Consider the following 16,045-nt stretch of genomic DNA (forward strand, 5'->3'; position numbering starts at 1 on the left):
ATGCGTTATCTCCCTCTCACCGACGCCGATCGCCGCGAGATGCTGAGCGTGATCGGCGCCAAGTCGGTCGACGAGCTGTTCCGGGACGTGCCGGCATCGGCGCGGCTGGCGGCCAAGGTCGGCGGCCTGCCCGATCACCAGGGCGAACTCGAGGTCGAGCGCGCCTTCCAGGGCTTCGCGGCCAAGAACCTGTCGCCCGCCTCGTCGCCGTTCTTCATCGGCGCCGGCGCCTACCGCCATCATGTGCCGGCGACCGTCGACTACATGATCCAGCGCGGCGAGTTCCTGACCTCGTACACGCCGTACCAGCCGGAGATCACGCAAGGGACCCTGCAGTACCTGTTCGAGTTCCAGACGCAGGTGACCCTGCTCACCGGCATGGAGGTCGCGAACGCCTCGATGTACGACGGGTCGACCGGCACGACCGAAGCCGTGCTGATGGCCAACCGCATCACGCGCCGCCACAAGGCGCTGATCTCGGGCGGGCTCCATCCGCAGTATCGCAGCATCATCGAGACCACGGCCAAGTGGGAAGGCTTCACGGCGAACTTCTCGAAGACTGACGCCGAGGGCTTGGAAGACCTGATCGCTGCGGTGGATCGCGACACGTCCTGCGTCGTCGTGCAGAACCCGAGCTTCTTCGGCCATATCCGCGACTTCACCAAGCTCGCGGAAGCCTGCCACGCCGCCGGCGCGCTGCTGATCGTCGTCGTGACGGAAGTCGTGTCGCTGGGCCTGCTGATGCCGCCGGGCGAGATGGGTGCCGACATCGTGGTCTGCGAGGGCCAGTCGATCGGGAACGGGCTGGGTTTCGGCGGTCCTTACGTCGGCCTGTTCGCGACCCGCGACAAGTACATGCGCCAGATGCCGGGCCGCCTCGTCGGCGAGACCGTCGATGCCGACGGCAAGCGCGGCTTCGTGCTGACGCTGTCGACGCGCGAGCAGCACATCCGCCGCGAGAAGGCGACGTCCAACATCTGCACCAATGCCGGCCTCTGCGCGCTGGCCTTCACGGTGCATCTCACCCTGCTGGGCGAGGCGGGCTTCACGCGGCTGGCCGAACTCAATCACGCCAAGGCTTCGCAGCTTGCCGACAGGCTCGCGGCGGTGCCCGGTGTGACCGTGCTGAACGACAGCTTCTTCAACGAGTTCACCGTGAAGCTGCCGAAGCCCGCGGCCGAGGTCGTCGAGGCGCTGGCGGCCAAGCGCATCCTGGGCGGCCTGCCGGTGTCGCGCCTGATTCCCAACGATCCCTCGGTCGCGAACCTGCTGCTGCTGGCGGCGACCGAAACGGCGACCGAGGCGGGCATGGACCCGCTCGTTGCCGCGCTGAAGGAGGTGCTGTGATGGTACAGTCGCTCGACCGAAGCCAGGGACGCGCCGGGAGCATCGGCTCAGGCTCGGCCAACTCGCACGGCACCTTCACCGGCAACCGCGCGCTCCAGATCGAGGAGCCGCTGATCTTCGAGATGGGCCAGGCCGGACGCTGCGGCGTCGACCTGCCCGAGCCGCCGAAAGTCAAAGACCGGCTGAACGGCGTGCGCCGCAAGGGCGCGATCGGCCTGCCCGGCCTGTCGGAGCCGCAGGTGGTGCAGCACTACACGCGCCTCAGCCAGAAGAACTACGCCATCGACATGGGCGTCTATCCGCTGGGCTCGTGCACGATGAAGCACAATCCCCGCATCAACGAGAAGGTCGCGCGCCTGCCGGGCATCGGCGATCTCCACCCGCTGCAGCCGGTCTCGACCGTGCAGGGCGCGCTGGAACTGATCGACAGCCTGGCGCACTGGCTGAAGACCCTCACCGGCATGCCGGCCGTGGCGATGTCGCCGGCCGCCGGCGCGCATGGCGAGATGTGCGGCATGATGGCGATCGCCGCGGCCCTCGAGGCCAAGGGCGAGCGCGCCCAGCGCCGGACCGTGCTGGCGCCCGAATCGGCGCACGGCACCAATCCCGCGACGGCGGCGGCGCTGGGCTTCGTCGTGAAGCCGATCCCGGCCAACGACCGCGGCCGCGTCGACCTCGCGGCGCTCAAGGCGGCGCTGGGGCCCGACGTGGCGGCGATCATGCTGACCAACCCCAACACCTGCGGCCTGTTCGAGAGCGAGATCGTCGAGATCTCCAAGGCCGTGCACGAGGCGGGCGGCTACTTCTACTGCGACGGCGCCAACTTCAACGCGATCGTCGGCCGGGTGCGGCCGGGCGATCTCGGCGTCGACTGCATGCACATCAACCTGCACAAGACCTTCTCGACGCCGCATGGCGGTGGCGGTCCGGGTGCCGGTCCGGTGGTGCTGTCGGCGGCGCTGGCGCCCTACGCGCCCTATCCGTGGATCGTGAAGAATGGCGACACGTGGCAGATCGCCGAGGACGGCGCGAAAGTCGACGGCCTGCCGCTCGGTCGACTCAAGGCCTTCCACGGCCAGATGGGCATGTTCTCACGGGCGCTGGCCTACATCATGAGCCACGGCGCCGACGGGCTGAAGCAGGTCGCCGAGGACGCCGTCCTCAACGCCAACTACGTGATGGCCGCGCTCAAGGACGTCATGAGCCCGGCCTTCGAAGGACCGTGCATGCACGAGGCGCTGTTCGACGACAGCTTCCTCAAGGACACGGGCGTCAGCACCCTCGACTTCGCCAAGGCGATGATCGACGAGGGCTATCACCCGATGACCATGTACTTCCCGCTGGTGGTGCATGGCGCGATGCTGATCGAACCGACCGAGAGCGTGGCCAAGGAAGACCTCGACCAGTTCATCGGCGCGCTGCGCTCGCTCACGGCGAAGGCCAAGACGGGCACCGCGGCCGACGACTTCAAGGCCGCTCCGCTCTACGCGCCGCGCCGCCGTCTCGACGAGACGCTGGCGGCCCGCAAGCCGGTCCTGCGCTGGAAGCCGTCGAACAATCCGCCGGGCACCGACCCGGTGAAGCAGGCGGCGGAGTGACAGGCGCGAAGCGCCTGTCATCCTGAGGCCGTAGGCCGAAGGATCCTTCGCTGCGCTCAGGATTGCCCAATCGGACCGACGGTCCGATTGGGCAAGAAAAAGCCCCCGCCTTGCGGCGGGGGCACCAGGTTGCCCGCTCTTGTTTTTTGCGGGCGATCCCTATTTTCGAAAAGTCAGTGCAGACGGCGCGGCAGTTCGGCGATGGCGTCGTCGATCATCGCCTGCGTGCGGCCGGCGCCGACCTGCTCCTTGAGCAGGGTGCGGGTGGCGGCGAGCGCCACGTCGACGGCCATGTTGCGCACTTCCCGCGAGGCCTGGGCCTCCGCCTGGGCGATGCGGTCCTTGGCCTGCTGCTCGCGGCGGGCGATCAGCGCCTCGCGCTCCTCGGCCGCGTGCTGCGTGAGGCGCACGGCCTCCTGCTTGGCCTGGGCCACGATCTCCTGGGCGAGCCTGGCGGAGTCGGCCAGGCTCTTCTGGGCATCGTCACGCGCCTTCTGCGCCTCGTTGCGCAGCTTCTCGGCTTCGCCGAGCGTGCGCGCGATGAGGGCGGTGCGGTCGTCGAGGAGCTTGGTCAGCCCCTTGACGATCTGCTTGCCGGCAATCGCCAGGAACAGGAAGAAGGCAACGGCGACCCAGAACGTCGGATCGGAGAACAAGCCTCCACTGTGGCCGTGAGCATCGGCTGCCCATGCGGTACCGATCATGGCTTGCCTGCCTTTGCTGCCTCATCGACGGCACGGGCGACCTGCGCGGGATCGGAGGATCCCACCAGCTTGCCCAGCACCGCCGTGGCGATTTCCGTCGACATGGTGCCGAGGCCGGCGAGGGTCTGCGTGCGCTGCTCGCCGATCCGCTTTTCGGCGGCGACGATCTCGGCACCCAGCCGGTCGCTGACTTCGTGCAACTTGGCCGAGGTCTGGGCCGCAGCGGCCTCCGAGGCCTCGCGGATCAGGCCGGAGGCCTGGCCGCGCGCTTCGGCGAGCGCCTTGTCCTGCTCGACACCCGCGGCACGGGCCGCATCGTTGGCCTTCTGGGCCGCGTCGAGGTCCGCCTGGATCTTGTGCTCGCGGCTTTCGATCGTCTTGCCGATCTTCGGCAGGACGGCCTTGGCCATGAGGAAGTAAAGAACGGCAAAGCAGACCACCAGCCAGAAGATCTGGGTGGGGAACTTCGTGAGATCGAACTGCGGCATGCCGGCCGCCTGCGCGGCAAACGGCAGCCCGATCAGGGCTGCCGCGGCGACCGAAGTCCGGAGTGCCTGAACGGGCACGATCGAACTCAGGCGAAGAGGGCGATCAGCGCGACGATCAGCGCGAACAGCGCGATGGCCTCGGTGACGGCGAAGCCGATCCAGATGTTGGCGCCGATTTCCGCCTTCGAGGCCGGGTTGCGCGACAGGGCCGTGATGTAGCTCGCCCACACGTTGCCCACGCCGATGCCGGCGCCGATCATGCCGATGGCAGCGAGGCCCGCACCGATGAACTTGGCGGCTGAAGCGTCCATTTCTATCTCCTGTTTTCTCTTGGCTTTGACGTGATGGATCGATGGGTACGGGCGCGGCGACTAGTGCAGATGCAGCGCGTCGTTCAGGTAGATGCAGCAGAGGATCGTGAAGATGTAGGCCTGCAGCAGCGCGACCAGCAGCTCCAGCGCCGTGATCGCGACCAGAACCACCAGCGGCACGACACCGAAGAAGCCGAGCGCGATGACGAAGCCCGCCAGGACCTTCAGCAGCACGTGGCCGACCGTCATGTTGGCGAACAGTCGGACCGACAGGCTGATCGGGCGGCTGAGATAGGAGACCAGCTCGATCGGGATCAGGATCGGCGCGGTGAACAGCGGCGCGCCGTGCGGGAAGAACAGGGAGAAGAAGTGCAGGCCGTGCTTGAACAGGCCGATCAGCGTCACGCCGAGGAACACCACCATCGCCATGAAGAAGGTGACGGCGATCTGGGACGTGAAGGTGTAGCCGTAGGGGAGCATCCCGAGGATGTTGCCGAACAGCGTGAAGATGAAGAGAGAGAAGATGAACGGGAAGAACTTCTTGCCGGCGCTGCCGACATTGTCCCGGATCATGTTGGCGATGAACTCGTAGAAGAGTTCGGCCATCGCCTGGATGCGGCCCGGGATCATCGCGCCCTTGCCTGCACCCGCCAGGAGCAGTCCCGACGAGAGGACCACGGCGCCCATCATGAAGACGGCGGAGTTGGTGACGGCGATGTGATGGCCGCCGATGGTGAACATCGGGGCGGTTAGGTCCTGGATAGCAAACTGCTCGAGCGGGCTGGCCACGTTACTCTATCCCCAAATCAGCTCTTCTTTTCATCCTGGGCTGCCTTGCTGCGCCGCTCTTCAGCCTGCGCAACCCGGTAGACGTTCAAGAACGCCGCACAGCACCCCAGTACGAACCCCACGATCAGCAGCCAGGGCTTCGTACCCAACCACTGATCAGCCATCAGGCCGAGAAAGGCCCCCGCAACGACGCCCGCCACCAGTTCGACTGCGATCCGCATGCCGACGCCCAGCTTTTCGCCTCCGGCGCCGCGCGTTGCGGGTCTCGACGACCGACCCGTTCCCGCCTGGTAGGCCTGCCGGACACCTTTAAGGCGCCGATCCAGCTCGTCAGGGGTCGATTTCCGATCGTCCTCAGCCATAACCGGATGCTCCGCTCCGGGCTTTCCGCCACGGTCCCATCCAATGAATGCGGCCGTGATGAAAAACGCGCCGGAACCTATTGTCAGGGCCAAATTGTGTCAAGCGCGCGCGACGATGTGACAAGGCCGGAAATCCCAGCAGTTTCACAGATTTCAGCGCTTCAGGACCGAGAATCGGGCATCGCCGTCGCGCTCGACCTGCGGGACGAGATCGACCTCCCAGTCCAGATACTGCCGCATGGCCGCCTCGACATCCTCTTTGAAGTCGTAGGGCCGGTACCAGACGTCGGTCGGCGGGTCGGCCATCCGGACGTGGCCGGTCTCGAGTTCGAGGCCGGCTTCCCGCCACGCCCTGGTGCCGCCTGTCAAAACGAAGACCGGCAGCGCGCCAGCCAGATCGGCAACCTCGGCCGCTGCCAGGGCGCCAAGCTCCGCATCCGGAGCCGAGATGACGATCCGCGTGGCGCCGGTCTGCTTGGCCAGCATTTCCGGCAGTGTGCCTGCGAGATTTGCGCGCACCGCGAACCAGGCGCCCGGCACATGGCCGTCGCGATACTTGAGGCTGGTGTCGAGATCGACGACCAGAGTGGTCGCCAGTGACTTCTGCAGGTCCGCGGCGTTCACCGCGGCGGCCTTCGGCACCGCGAAGCCGGCGGGATAGCGCGGCTCGGCCGCGGTCGTGAGCTCGCCGGCGGCCGGCTTGTGGTCGAGGACGTAGGTCTCCTTCCAACCCATCTGCAGCAGCCAGTGCGCCGTCATGGTGGCCCGCACGCCGTCATTGTCGTGCAGCACGATGGTGGCGTTGCGCGCGCCGACATACTGGTCGGTCGCCTGCACGAGCTGGCCGCCGGCGGCATGGCGGAAGCCCGCGAGATGGCCCTGCGCATATTCGGCGGGATCGCGCACGTCGAGGCGGTAGAGCGGCCCGCCCTTCTTCTCGAGGGCGGCGAGGCCGGCTTTGTCGATTTTCCGGATCCCCATCTTCCCGGCGATGCTCGCGGCGGCGGCCTGCGCGAACTTCGCTGCCTCCGGTCCCTGAGGGCCGAAGCTCTTCGTCTCGCCGCGCGCCACCTTGAGGCCGGCCAGATGCCAGCCCATCGTGCCGTTCTTCAGCGCCATCACTTTGTTGGGCAGGCCGGCGTTGATCAGCGACTGCGCGCCGATGATCGAGCGGGTGCGGCCGGCGCAATTGACCACGACCAGCGTCTCGGGGCGCGTCACGAAATCCTTCACGCGATAGACCAGCTCGGCGCCGGGGCAGTCGATGCCGCCGGGGATCGACATGTTGGTGAATTCCGGCAGCGGCCGCGAATCCAGGATCACCATGTCGGCCTTGGCGTCGATCAGCTTCTGGACGTCCGCGGCGTCGATGCGCGGCGTGTCGTTGCCGTGCTCGACGACCTCGCCGAACGCCTTGCTGGGCACGTTGACGCCGGTGAACACTTCAAAACCCGCGTCGCGCCAGGCTTTCAGGCCGCCGGCCATGACCGCGAGGTTGGTGTAGCCCAGCCCCGACAGCTTGGCGGCGGCCCGATTGGCGCGGCCGGCCTGGCCCTCTTCGCCGTCGTCCATCAGCACGATGCGCGTGTTCGGATCGGGCAGCAGGGCGAGCGCCCGCGGCTCCAGGCGGGAGAGGGGGAGCGGCGTGGCGAACAGGGGATGGCCCTGGGTCGAGAACTCGCCTTCCTCGCGCACGTCGGAGAACGCGAAGACCTCGCCGGTGTTCAGCATCTCCTTGACCTGCTGCACGGTGAGCAGCGGCGTCAGGATCTTCGCCTTCGCCATGAAGCGTTTGGCGGTGCCGGTCTTCAGGTCCACGGTTACCCGGCCGGGCAGATGCTCGAGGCTGAGGCCGTAGAAATGAAGGTGCAGCGCGTTGCCCGAGTCGACCGGCGTCTCGATGTGGTGGAAGTCGTCGGGCAGGAAAGCGATCACGTCGCCGCGCTTCAGCGTCTTCTCCTTCGAGGGCGCCTCGCGCAGCTGCACGACACCGTCCTGGGCACCGTTGTCCAGCCGGTCGTAGACCACGTTGCGCTCGGCGCCGTGGACGCCGGCGATGATGGCCCAGGTCGTGTGATTGTGCGGCGGCACCTTCTTGCCGGGGCCTCCGGCCGAAGCATAGAGCGCGAAGCGATGGTCGGGATCCTCGCTGAGGCGGTAGATCCCGCCGTCGGCGCCCAGCGGGAATTCCGCCTGCGGAAAGAGCTCGGCGCGGCGGGCCAGCGAAGACAGAAGCCCGCCGATCCTGTCGAGATTGGCGTAATTGACGCCCTGCTTCTCGATGGCGCGGGCCTCGTCGATCAGACGCCGCACGGCCGCGGCACGCTCTTGATGCAGGTTCATTCCGGTCCTCCGTTTCCTGCAGTATAGCCGCACCGGGTCTTGTCGCCCCAGCCAGAGTCAAACTACGGTGCGCCATGCGAACAACCCTTCCCGCCGTCCTGATCGGAGCGGCCGCCCTGATGGCGGTCTCGGGCCCGGTCCCGGCGCAGACCGCCAAGAAGCCCGTGCAGACGCAGGCGACCAAGCCTGCGACGACCAAGGCCGCCGTGACGCGGCCCGCCGCCCGGCCGTCCGCACGCCCCGTCGCGCGCGCCCCGGTCTATGTGCCGCCGCCGCCGGTGGTCGAACTCGACGAGCGCGCGGTCGTGGCCGACCTGCCGACCGTTCTGGACAACGAAACGCGCGACCGCTACCGGCGCATCTTCCAGGCGCAGCAGGCAGGGGCGTGGGCCCAGGCCGACGACGAGATCCGGCAGCTCTCGGACAAGACCCTGATGGGCTATGTCGGCGCCCAGCGCCTGCTCAGCCCGAATTATCCCGCCCGCTACGAGCAGCTTGCCGCCTGGCTGCAGGACTACAACGACAATCCCGACGCGCCCGCGATCTACCGTCTGGCGCTGGCGCGCCGTCCGGCAGGCGGCGCGGAACTGACGCCCGCCACCTTCGTCGGTTTCACACAGGGCTCGCCCAACTTCGCGGCCGCCCGCACCGTGAACGGCGCCGATGGTGGCCGCGCGGCCGAGTTGCGCTCGCGTCTTCAGAGCATGGCCGACGATGGCGGCTTCAACGCCGCTTTCGTCCTGCTCGATCGCAAGTCATCGACCGAGATCCTGGGGCCGCAGGAGGTCGAGCTGTGGCGCGGCCGCCTGCGCACCCGCCAGCTCGAGGCCGATCCGCAGCGCGGCGTGCAGGTTCCGGTCGAGGCCAGCATGCCGCCCGACGCCAACTGGACCGCCGCCATGACGGCCTTCACCCGGGGCGACATGGCGGAAGCGGCCCGGCGCTTCGAACTGGTGGCCGATGCCTCGCCGGACCGGGCGTCGTCCTGGACCCTGTCGGCCGGTTCTTTCTGGGCCGCCCGCGCCAACCTGCTGGCCGGCAACCCGCAGAAGTATGCGCCCTACCTGAAGCGGGCCGCGCTGCACGGCAGCACCTTCTATGGCCTCGTCGCCCAGAAGGCGCTGGGCATGCAGATCCAGCCCGACTTCGAGGTGCCGCTACTCGACCGGCGCCGCGCCGACCTGCTGCGCAACGACCGCGCGGCCAGGCGCGCGCTGGCGCTGCTGCAGCTCGGCGCCACGACGGCCGCGGAGCGCGAGCTGTTTGCCGCGTCGATCGACAACGATCCGCGCTACGTCGAGGCGGTGATGGCGCTGGCGCTGAAGGCGGAACTGCCGGCCCTGGCGGTAAAGGTCGGCAACGCCAACTGGGACCAGCGGCACAATATCAAGGGCTATGACGGCGGCATGTACCCGATCCCGCCGTGGCAGCCGTCCAGCGGCGCGATCGTCGACCGTGCGCTGGTCTATGCCTTCATGCGGCAGGAGTCGGCGTTCAATCCCAAGGCGCGCTCCGTGGTCGGCGCCATGGGCCTGATGCAGCTCATGCCGGCGACCGCCCGCGCCGTTTCGGCGCGCTATGCGCCGGAGACGGCGGGCGCCAATCCGTGGGATCCGTCGGTCAACATGTCGCTCGGGCAGGCCTATATCTCGATGCTGCTGAGCGAGACCGACGGCAATCTCGTGCGCACCACCGCCGGCTACAATGGCGGGCCGGGCAACGTCATGCGCTGGGACAATTCCCTGAACGCCTCGCAGGATCCGCTTCTTTATATCCAGCTGATCCCGCTCCACGAGACGCGCGACTTCGTGCAGCGCGTGCTGACCAACTACTGGATCTATCAGGTTCGCCTGGGACAGCCGACGCCGTCGCTCGACCAGATCGCTTCGCACGACTGGCCCCGCTACACCCCACAGGATGGAACCCGCTGAGCATGTTGCCGCTTTCAGGTGTACGCATCGTCGAGTTCTGCCAGGTCCTGGCCGGTCCCTATTGTGGAATGCTGCTGGCCGATCTCGGCGCCGAGGTGATCAAGGTCGAACCGCCGGAAGGCGACATGATGCGGCAGTGGCCGCCGATCACAGAAGGTTCCGAGGGGGGCTACAGCGAGAACTTCGCCTCGATCAACCGCAACAAGCGTTCGGTCGTGCTCGATCTCAAGGACCCGGCCCAGAAGCAGGCGGCACGCCAGCTCATCCTGTCGGCCGACGTCGTGCTGGAGAACAACCGGCCGGGCGTGATGGACCGTCTCGGCCTCGGCTACGAATCCTTCCGTGCCGAGAAGCCCGGCCTCGTCTACTGCTCGATCTCCGCCTTCGGACAGAGCGGTCCGCGCTCGGGCGAGGGCGGCTTCGACGTCACGGTGCAGGCGATGAGCGGTATCATGAGCGTCACCGGCGAGCCCGACGGCGCACCGGTGAAATGCGGTGTGCCTGTTTCCGACGTCGGCACCGGCCTCTATGCCGCACTCACCGTGGTGTCGGTCCTGCGCCGCGTCGCGGGCGGTGGGGCGGGCGCGCATATCGACGCCTCGATGCTGGGCTGCAGCCTCGGCATGGCCGCGCTGCAGACCAGTGAATTCTTCGGCACCGGGCGCGACCCCAGGAAGCTGGGCTCGGCCCATCCGCGCAACGCGCCCTACCAGGCCTTCAAGGCGGCCGACGGCCACTTCGTCATCGCCGCCGGCAACAACAAGCTTTGGGAAGCCGTCACCAAGGTCGTCGGCCGCCCCGACCTGCTGGCAGACGAGCGTTTTGCCACGACCCAGTCGCGCGCCGCCAACCAGGTGGTGCTCAAGGACCTGCTCGAAGTCGAGTTTGCCAGGCAGGGTGTCGATCACTGGCTGGCGGCCTTCGAAAAGGCCGGCGTCCCGCAGGGCCGCATCAATACCTACAGCCAGATCCTCGCCGACCCGCAGGTTGCGCACATGGGCTGGGTCGAGGAGATGGAACTGCCCTCGGGGGTGAAGACGAAGACTTTCGGCAGCCCGGTCCGGATCTCCGCCACCGACATCTCGAAGCGACGCGATCCGCCGGCGCTCGGCGCCGACACCGCGGACGTCTTCGGAACCACCTTCCAGCAAAAGGCCGCGAAATGAGTATCGATCGCCTGCGTCGCTTCATCGGCGACATGACTTCTCTCACGGGCGGTGCCTGGCAGGACAAGGATGAGAACGCCGTCGTCGAGGTGGGCGCGAAGCTCCTGGGCGAGCTGGTGAAGCACGACGACTGGCTGCCCGAACAGGCGGCCCGGGTGCCGGCGCACGGTTATGCGCAGAACCTCCTGTGGTGCGATCCGTTCGAGCGCTTCTGCGTCGTGAGCTTCGTCTGGGCGCCGAGGGCCAACACGCCAGTGCACGACCACGAGATGTGGGGCCTGGTCGGCATGCTGCGCGGCTCCGAGACCTCGCTTGCCTTCACGCGCGATCCCGAGACCGGCGTGCTGGTGCCGGGCGAGCTCGCCAAGCTGGAACCGGGCGACGTCGAGGTGCTGGTGCCGGCGCCGCGCAATCCGAAGGGCGACATCCATCAGGTCACCAACGCGCTCGACGACCGCGGGTCGATCAGCATTCACGTGTATGGCGGCAACATCGGCGCGGTGCGTCGTCACACCTTCGACGTGAAGACGGGCCAGCCCAACCTCTTCGTGTCGGGCTACACCAACCGCGAGCAGCCCAACATCTGGGATCGCTCGGCCGAGGTCCGCGCCGCCTCCTGAGGTTCGCGTACCGGTACGGCCGTCTTGACCGGCCGGCAGCTGCACAAGCACTGTCCTGCCCCACAAAAAGGGGAGGCAGACAGGATGCAACGTAGAGCTTTGCTGAAGGGCGGAACCGCGCTGGCGGCCGTTTCGGTCGCCGCGCCAGCCATCGCCCAGTCCACCAAGTGGCCGGCCCGCGAGATCTCGCTGATCAACCCCAATGCCCCGGGCGCCTCGACCGACCTCACCGCGCGCATCATCGCGCAGGCGCTCGAGAAGCGGCTGAACGCGACCGTCATCGTGAAGAACGTGGTGGGTGGCGCGGGCGCGCTGGGACCGACGACGCTCGCCCAGTCGGCGCCGGACGGCCACACGATCGGCCTGGTGGCGATCTCGAGCCACGTTGCCATCCCGAACATGATGAACGTCCCCTACAATCCGTGGACGGCGTTCGACATCATCGGCCAGGTCGCAGCGCTGCGCTACGGCATCGGCGCGCGGGCCGACGGTCCGATCAAGTCGATCGAGGATCTCGTCAGCCAGGGCAAGCAGAAGCAGCTCACCTACAGCTCCAACAACGTCACCAACGTCGTGGCGATGTTCCAGCTCGCCAAGCTGAGCGGCGCGAAGTTCCGCTGGGTCGTGTTCCCGGGCGGAGTCGAATCGGTGACGGCGGCGATCGGGGGACATGTCGACGCGGTCATCCAGACAGTCGCCGAGATGCGGCCGCAGATCGAGGCCGGCAAGCTGCGCTTCCTCGCGTCCGCGGCCGAGGCGCGCTGGCCCGACTATCCCGACGTGAAGACGCTGCGCGAGCTCGGCTACGATGCCGTGAGCAACGGGCCGTTCGGTTATGCCTTTCCCAAGGGCGTCGATCCGGCCATCCAGGAGCGCATGAGCAAGGCGCTGGCCGACGTCATGAAGGACGAATCGGTGACCAGCCAGATCGCCAAGCTCGGCATCCAGCCGATCTATCGCGACGGCAAGGAGTACGGCGCGCTCCTGAAGAAGATCGAGACCGAGCTCGTCCCGATCCTCAAGGAAACCGGCATGGCCAAGAAGCCGGCGTGATGCAGCTCGGCGGCACGCGGATCGCCACGCTCGGCCTGCTGGCCGCGGCGCTGGTCGGCCTCTGGAAGGCGCTGGAGCTGGACAGCTGGGGCTTCGACGGCCCCGGCCCCGGCTTCTTCCCGCAACTCATGGCCGGCATCTGCGTGGCGCTCGCCCTCGTCGTCCTGTTCTTCCCGGGACAGGCCGGCGAGACCGAGGGCGGCGACACCGACGACGTGGAGGCGACGAGGGAGTCGAACCGCACCTTCGCGATCTATATCGCCACCTTCGCGGTGTTCGCGCTGGGCGCGATGTATGCCGGCTTCGTCGTCACGACAGTGGCGGTGACCGTCGTCATCATGCGCTTCGCCGAACGCCGCTCGTGGTTCTCCGCGATCGGCTACGGCATCGCCTGTGCCGTCGTCGGCCTCGTCTGCTTCGGCTGGCTGCTGCGCGTCGATCTGCCGGAAGGGCCGATCGAGCGCACCTTCTACACCTACGTTCGCTGAGGCCCGGAGCATGGAAGCGCTGCTGGGTGGCTTCGCCACCACGCTGACTCTCGACAACCTGTTCTACTGCTTCGTCGGCGCCTTCCTCGGCACCGTCGTAGGCATCCTGCCGGGACTGGGGCCGCTCACCACCATCGCCATCCTGCTGCCGATCACGTTCAAGATGGACGTGACCTCGGCCATCATCATGCTCTCGGGCATCTATTACGGCGTGGCCTATGGCGGCACGGTGACCTCGGTGCTGATGCGCATCCCGGGCGAGGCCTCCTCGGTCGTGACCTGCCTCGACGGCTATGAGATGGCGCGCAGGGGCCGCGCCGGCTCCGCCCTTGGCATCGCCGGACTGGGCTCGTTCTTCGCGGGCACGGTGGGCGTCATCGGCATCTCCTTCCTGTCGCCGCCGCTCGCCGAGCTGGTCATCAAGTTCGGGCCCGCCGAGTACGCCATGCTGATGCTCGCGGGCCTCACCATGGTCACCTACATGTCGAGCGGCTCGCTGCCGCGGGCGCTGCTGATGGCGGCCTTTGGCCTGCTGCTCGGCACGATCGGCAGCGACCCGCTCAACATGACACCGCGTCTCACCTTCGGCATCCTGGCGCTGGGCGACGGCGTGAACCTCGTGCCGTTGGCGATCGGCCTGTTTGGTCTCTCCGAGGTGCTGTTCATGGCGCGCCAAAAGCCCGACGACATGAAGGTCCTGCCGCCGCCCTCGCACCTGCTGGGCTTCATGCCTTCGCGCGAGGAGGCGAGACGGTCGGTGGGCCCCGTCGTGCGTGGCACGTTTATGGGCTTCCTGGTGGGACTGCTGCCCGGCGGCGGCGCGGTGCTGGCCTCGTTCCTGTCCTACGGCATGGAGCGCAAGCTCTCGAAGCATCCCGAGGAATTCGGCAAGGGCGCCGTCGAGGGACTGGCCGGGCCGGAATCGGCCAACAATGCCGGCACCGCCGGCGCCTTCGTGCCGCTGCTCTGCATGGGCATCCCCGCGAACGCGGTGACGGCGCTGCTGCTCGGCGCCTTCATCATCCACGGCGTCACGCCGGGCCCGACCATACTGGAGCGCCAGCCCGAGATCTTCTGGGGCGTCGTGGCCAGCATGTATATCGGCAACGTGATGCTGCTGATCCTGAACCTGCCGCTGATCGGCCTGTTCGTGCGCATCCTAGACATCCCGCGCGCCTATCTCACGCCGATGATCCTCGCGGTCTGCCTGATCGGCGTCTATTCGTCGAACGGCAATCCGGCCGACGTGGTGATCGCCGTGATCTTCGGGTTCATCGGCTACGGCCTGCGCCGCCACGGCTTCGACTTGGGCATCGTCATCCTGGCCTACGTGCTGGGCCCGATCTTCGAGCGCTCGGTGCGCCAGGCGCTGGCGATCTCCGACGGCGATCCGACGATCTTCTTCCACAGCACCCTCTCGACGGGCTTTGCGATCGTCGCGGTCCTGCTGCTGCTGGCGGGACTGTGGCCGAAGAAGAAGAAGAAGGCGGCCGGTTAGGGCCGCCTTCGAATTCTTGTCTGTTCTGCACGGAGCGGGCTCTCGCGCATATGAATGCGCTGCCGCCCGCCCATCCTCACAAGCTAATGCTTGTGAGGATGAGGATGTGTCGGGTCGACCCAATACACTTCCTCGACCTTCTCGGCCGGGGTGATGTCGATGTTGATGGCGACCGCCTCGTTGTCGGAGCGGACCAGCACGCATTCCAGCGGCTCGGTGTCCGAGGCGTTGATCTCCTGGTGCGGCACGTAGGGCGGCACGTAGATGAAGTCGCCGGGGCCGGCCTCGGCGACGAACTGGAGTTGCTCGCCCCAGCGCATGCGGGCGCGGCCCTTCACGACGTAGATCACGCTCTCCAGGTGCCCGTGATGATGGGCGCCGGTCTTGGCGTGGGCATGGATGGTCACCGTGCCGGCCCACAGCTTCTGGGCGCCGACGCGGGCGAAATTGATGGCCGCGGCCCGGTTCATGCCCGGGGTCTGGGCGGTGTTGGTGTCGAGCGATCCGGCGGGAATGACCCGCACGCCGTCATGCTTCCAGTCGGTGGGGCCGGTCATTGTGTCTCCAAGCTTTGAATGTCAGCTTCCGTGGGGCGGTGCTTCGGAAGCAATGAAAGGATTGTGCGGCTGATTTCCAGAGGGGAGATGACTAAATCCCCATCGTGGAGAGTCAATGGAAAGTCCTGATGCCTTTCGGGTCCTGAAAGGAAAAATCCTTCGGCGACCTTCTCCGGCGGCGCCTGCCGCGCGAACATCCAGATTGCCGACCCCTGAGGTATAGTGAAGCCATGACCCGCATCGACGAAACCAAGCCCTTCAAGCCGGTGAACATCGCCGTTCTCACGGTTTCCGACACGCGCACGCTCGAGACCGACAAGTCGGGCGACACGCTGGTCGAACGCATCGCGCGCGACGGCCATGTCCTGGCCGACCGCGCCATCGTCACCGACGACATCGCGCTGATCCGCGCCCAGGTGCAGAAGTGGATCGACGATCCGCGCGTCGAGGTCGTGATCTCGACCGGCGGCACCGGCGTCACCGGTCGCGACGTGACTCCGGAGGCGCTCGAAGCCCTGTTCGAGAAGAAGATCGAAGGCTTCGGCGAGACCTTCCGCTGGATCAGCTTCCAGAAGATCGGCACCTCGACCATGCAGAGCCGCGCCACCGCGGGCGTCGCCAACGCGACCTACATCTTCGCGCTGCCGGGCTCGACCGGCGCCTGCAAGGACGGCTGGGACGACATCCTGCGCCAGCAGCTCGACATCCGCTTCCGTCCCTGCAACTTCGCCGAGCTGATGCCGCGCCTCAACGAAGGCAAGCTGCCACGCAGTGGCTGAGGTTCCAATTT

16 protein-coding genes are annotated in these 16,045 nt (G+C 67.3%); 9 read left to right on the plus strand and 7 right to left on the minus strand.

What is annotated here, in order from left to right:
- Positions 1-1,347: aminomethyl-transferring glycine dehydrogenase subunit GcvPA (gene gcvPA / locus Q0Q48_RS24680; RefSeq protein WP_295144101.1), on the plus strand; the 1,347-nt coding region annotated here is incomplete at its 5' end.
- Complete coding sequence (gene gcvPB / locus Q0Q48_RS24685; protein WP_295144104.1) at positions 1,347-2,945, plus strand: aminomethyl-transferring glycine dehydrogenase subunit GcvPB; 1,599 nt, start codon at positions 1,347-1,349, stop codon at positions 2,943-2,945. The genes gcvPA and gcvPB, both read left to right, overlap by 1 nt.
- A gap of 173 nt (positions 2,946-3,118) precedes the next feature.
- Here the strand turns inward: gcvPB and Q0Q48_RS24690 are convergent, their stop codons facing one another.
- The 6 genes from Q0Q48_RS24690 to Q0Q48_RS24715 form a co-directional block, all read right to left on the minus strand.
- Positions 3,119-3,601 carry a F0F1 ATP synthase subunit B gene (locus Q0Q48_RS24690; protein ID WP_295144107.1) on the minus strand — a complete coding sequence of 161 codons (483 nt, stop codon included), beginning with the start codon at positions 3,599-3,601 and terminating at the stop codon, positions 3,119-3,121.
- 44 nt (positions 3,602-3,645) lie between these two features.
- A complete protein-coding gene (locus tag Q0Q48_RS24695) occupies positions 3,646-4,215 on the minus strand; it encodes a hypothetical protein (RefSeq protein WP_295144110.1) in 570 nt (189 codons plus the stop codon).
- Positions 4,216-4,223: 8 nt separating this feature from the next.
- A complete protein-coding gene (locus Q0Q48_RS24700; protein ID WP_020698011.1) occupies positions 4,224-4,448 on the minus strand; it encodes a F0F1 ATP synthase subunit C in 225 nt (74 codons plus the stop codon).
- Positions 4,449-4,508: 60 nt separating this feature from the next.
- Complete coding sequence (locus tag Q0Q48_RS24705) at positions 4,509-5,237, minus strand: F0F1 ATP synthase subunit A (protein WP_295144117.1); 729 nt, start codon at positions 5,235-5,237, stop codon at positions 4,509-4,511.
- A 17-nt stretch (positions 5,238-5,254) separates the two neighbouring features.
- Positions 5,255-5,599, minus strand: coding sequence for an AtpZ/AtpI family protein (locus tag Q0Q48_RS24710; RefSeq protein WP_295144120.1), 345 nt, complete (start codon positions 5,597-5,599; stop codon positions 5,255-5,257).
- A 153-nt stretch (positions 5,600-5,752) separates the two neighbouring features.
- Positions 5,753-7,942 carry a rhodanese-like domain-containing protein gene (locus Q0Q48_RS24715; RefSeq protein WP_295144122.1) on the minus strand — a complete coding sequence of 730 codons (2,190 nt, stop codon included), beginning with the start codon at positions 7,940-7,942 and terminating at the stop codon, positions 5,753-5,755.
- A 74-nt stretch (positions 7,943-8,016) separates the two neighbouring features.
- Here Q0Q48_RS24715 and Q0Q48_RS24720 point away from each other — a divergent pair, with 74 nt between their 5' ends.
- The 6 genes from Q0Q48_RS24720 to Q0Q48_RS24745 all read left to right on the plus strand — a co-directional run bounded on the left by Q0Q48_RS24720 (position 8,017) and on the right by Q0Q48_RS24745 (position 14,698).
- Entirely contained in the window at positions 8,017-9,873 is a 1,857-nt protein-coding gene (locus Q0Q48_RS24720) for a transglycosylase SLT domain-containing protein (protein ID WP_295144124.1), read from the plus strand.
- A gap of 2 nt (positions 9,874-9,875) precedes the next feature.
- Complete coding sequence (locus Q0Q48_RS24725; protein WP_295144126.1) at positions 9,876-11,039, plus strand: CoA transferase; 1,164 nt, start codon at positions 9,876-9,878, stop codon at positions 11,037-11,039.
- Positions 11,036-11,659: a cysteine dioxygenase gene (locus tag Q0Q48_RS24730; protein ID WP_295144128.1), complete on the plus strand. Its 624-nt coding sequence runs from the start codon at positions 11,036-11,038 to the stop codon at positions 11,657-11,659. Before Q0Q48_RS24725 ends, Q0Q48_RS24730 begins: the two co-directional genes overlap by 4 nt.
- Before the next feature lie 84 nt (positions 11,660-11,743).
- Positions 11,744-12,712 (plus strand): tripartite tricarboxylate transporter substrate binding protein, encoded by a 969-nt coding sequence (locus Q0Q48_RS24735; protein ID WP_295144130.1) that lies wholly within the window; start codon positions 11,744-11,746, stop codon positions 12,710-12,712.
- Entirely contained in the window at positions 12,712-13,200 is a 489-nt protein-coding gene (locus Q0Q48_RS24740) for a tripartite tricarboxylate transporter TctB family protein (RefSeq protein ID WP_295144239.1), read from the plus strand. Before Q0Q48_RS24735 ends, Q0Q48_RS24740 begins: the two co-directional genes overlap by 1 nt.
- Before the next feature lie 10 nt (positions 13,201-13,210).
- Positions 13,211-14,698 carry a tripartite tricarboxylate transporter permease gene (locus Q0Q48_RS24745; protein ID WP_295144133.1) on the plus strand — a complete coding sequence of 496 codons (1,488 nt, stop codon included), beginning with the start codon at positions 13,211-13,213 and terminating at the stop codon, positions 14,696-14,698.
- 83 nt (positions 14,699-14,781) lie between these two features.
- Here Q0Q48_RS24745 and Q0Q48_RS24750 read toward each other — a convergent pair whose 3' ends face one another.
- Positions 14,782-15,255 (minus strand): cupin domain-containing protein, encoded by a 474-nt coding sequence (locus tag Q0Q48_RS24750; RefSeq protein WP_295144135.1) that lies wholly within the window; start codon positions 15,253-15,255, stop codon positions 14,782-14,784.
- A gap of 230 nt (positions 15,256-15,485) precedes the next feature.
- On the opposite strand from Q0Q48_RS24750, the gene moaB reads away from it, so the two are divergent.
- Positions 15,486-16,034: a molybdenum cofactor biosynthesis protein B gene (moaB, locus tag Q0Q48_RS24755; RefSeq protein ID WP_295144138.1), complete on the plus strand. Its 549-nt coding sequence runs from the start codon at positions 15,486-15,488 to the stop codon at positions 16,032-16,034.
- The last annotated feature ends 11 nt before the right edge of the window (positions 16,035-16,045 follow it).

It is taken from the genome of uncultured Reyranella sp., from assembly GCF_945957355.1.
Classification (GTDB): Bacteria; Pseudomonadota; Alphaproteobacteria; order Reyranellales; family Reyranellaceae; genus Reyranella.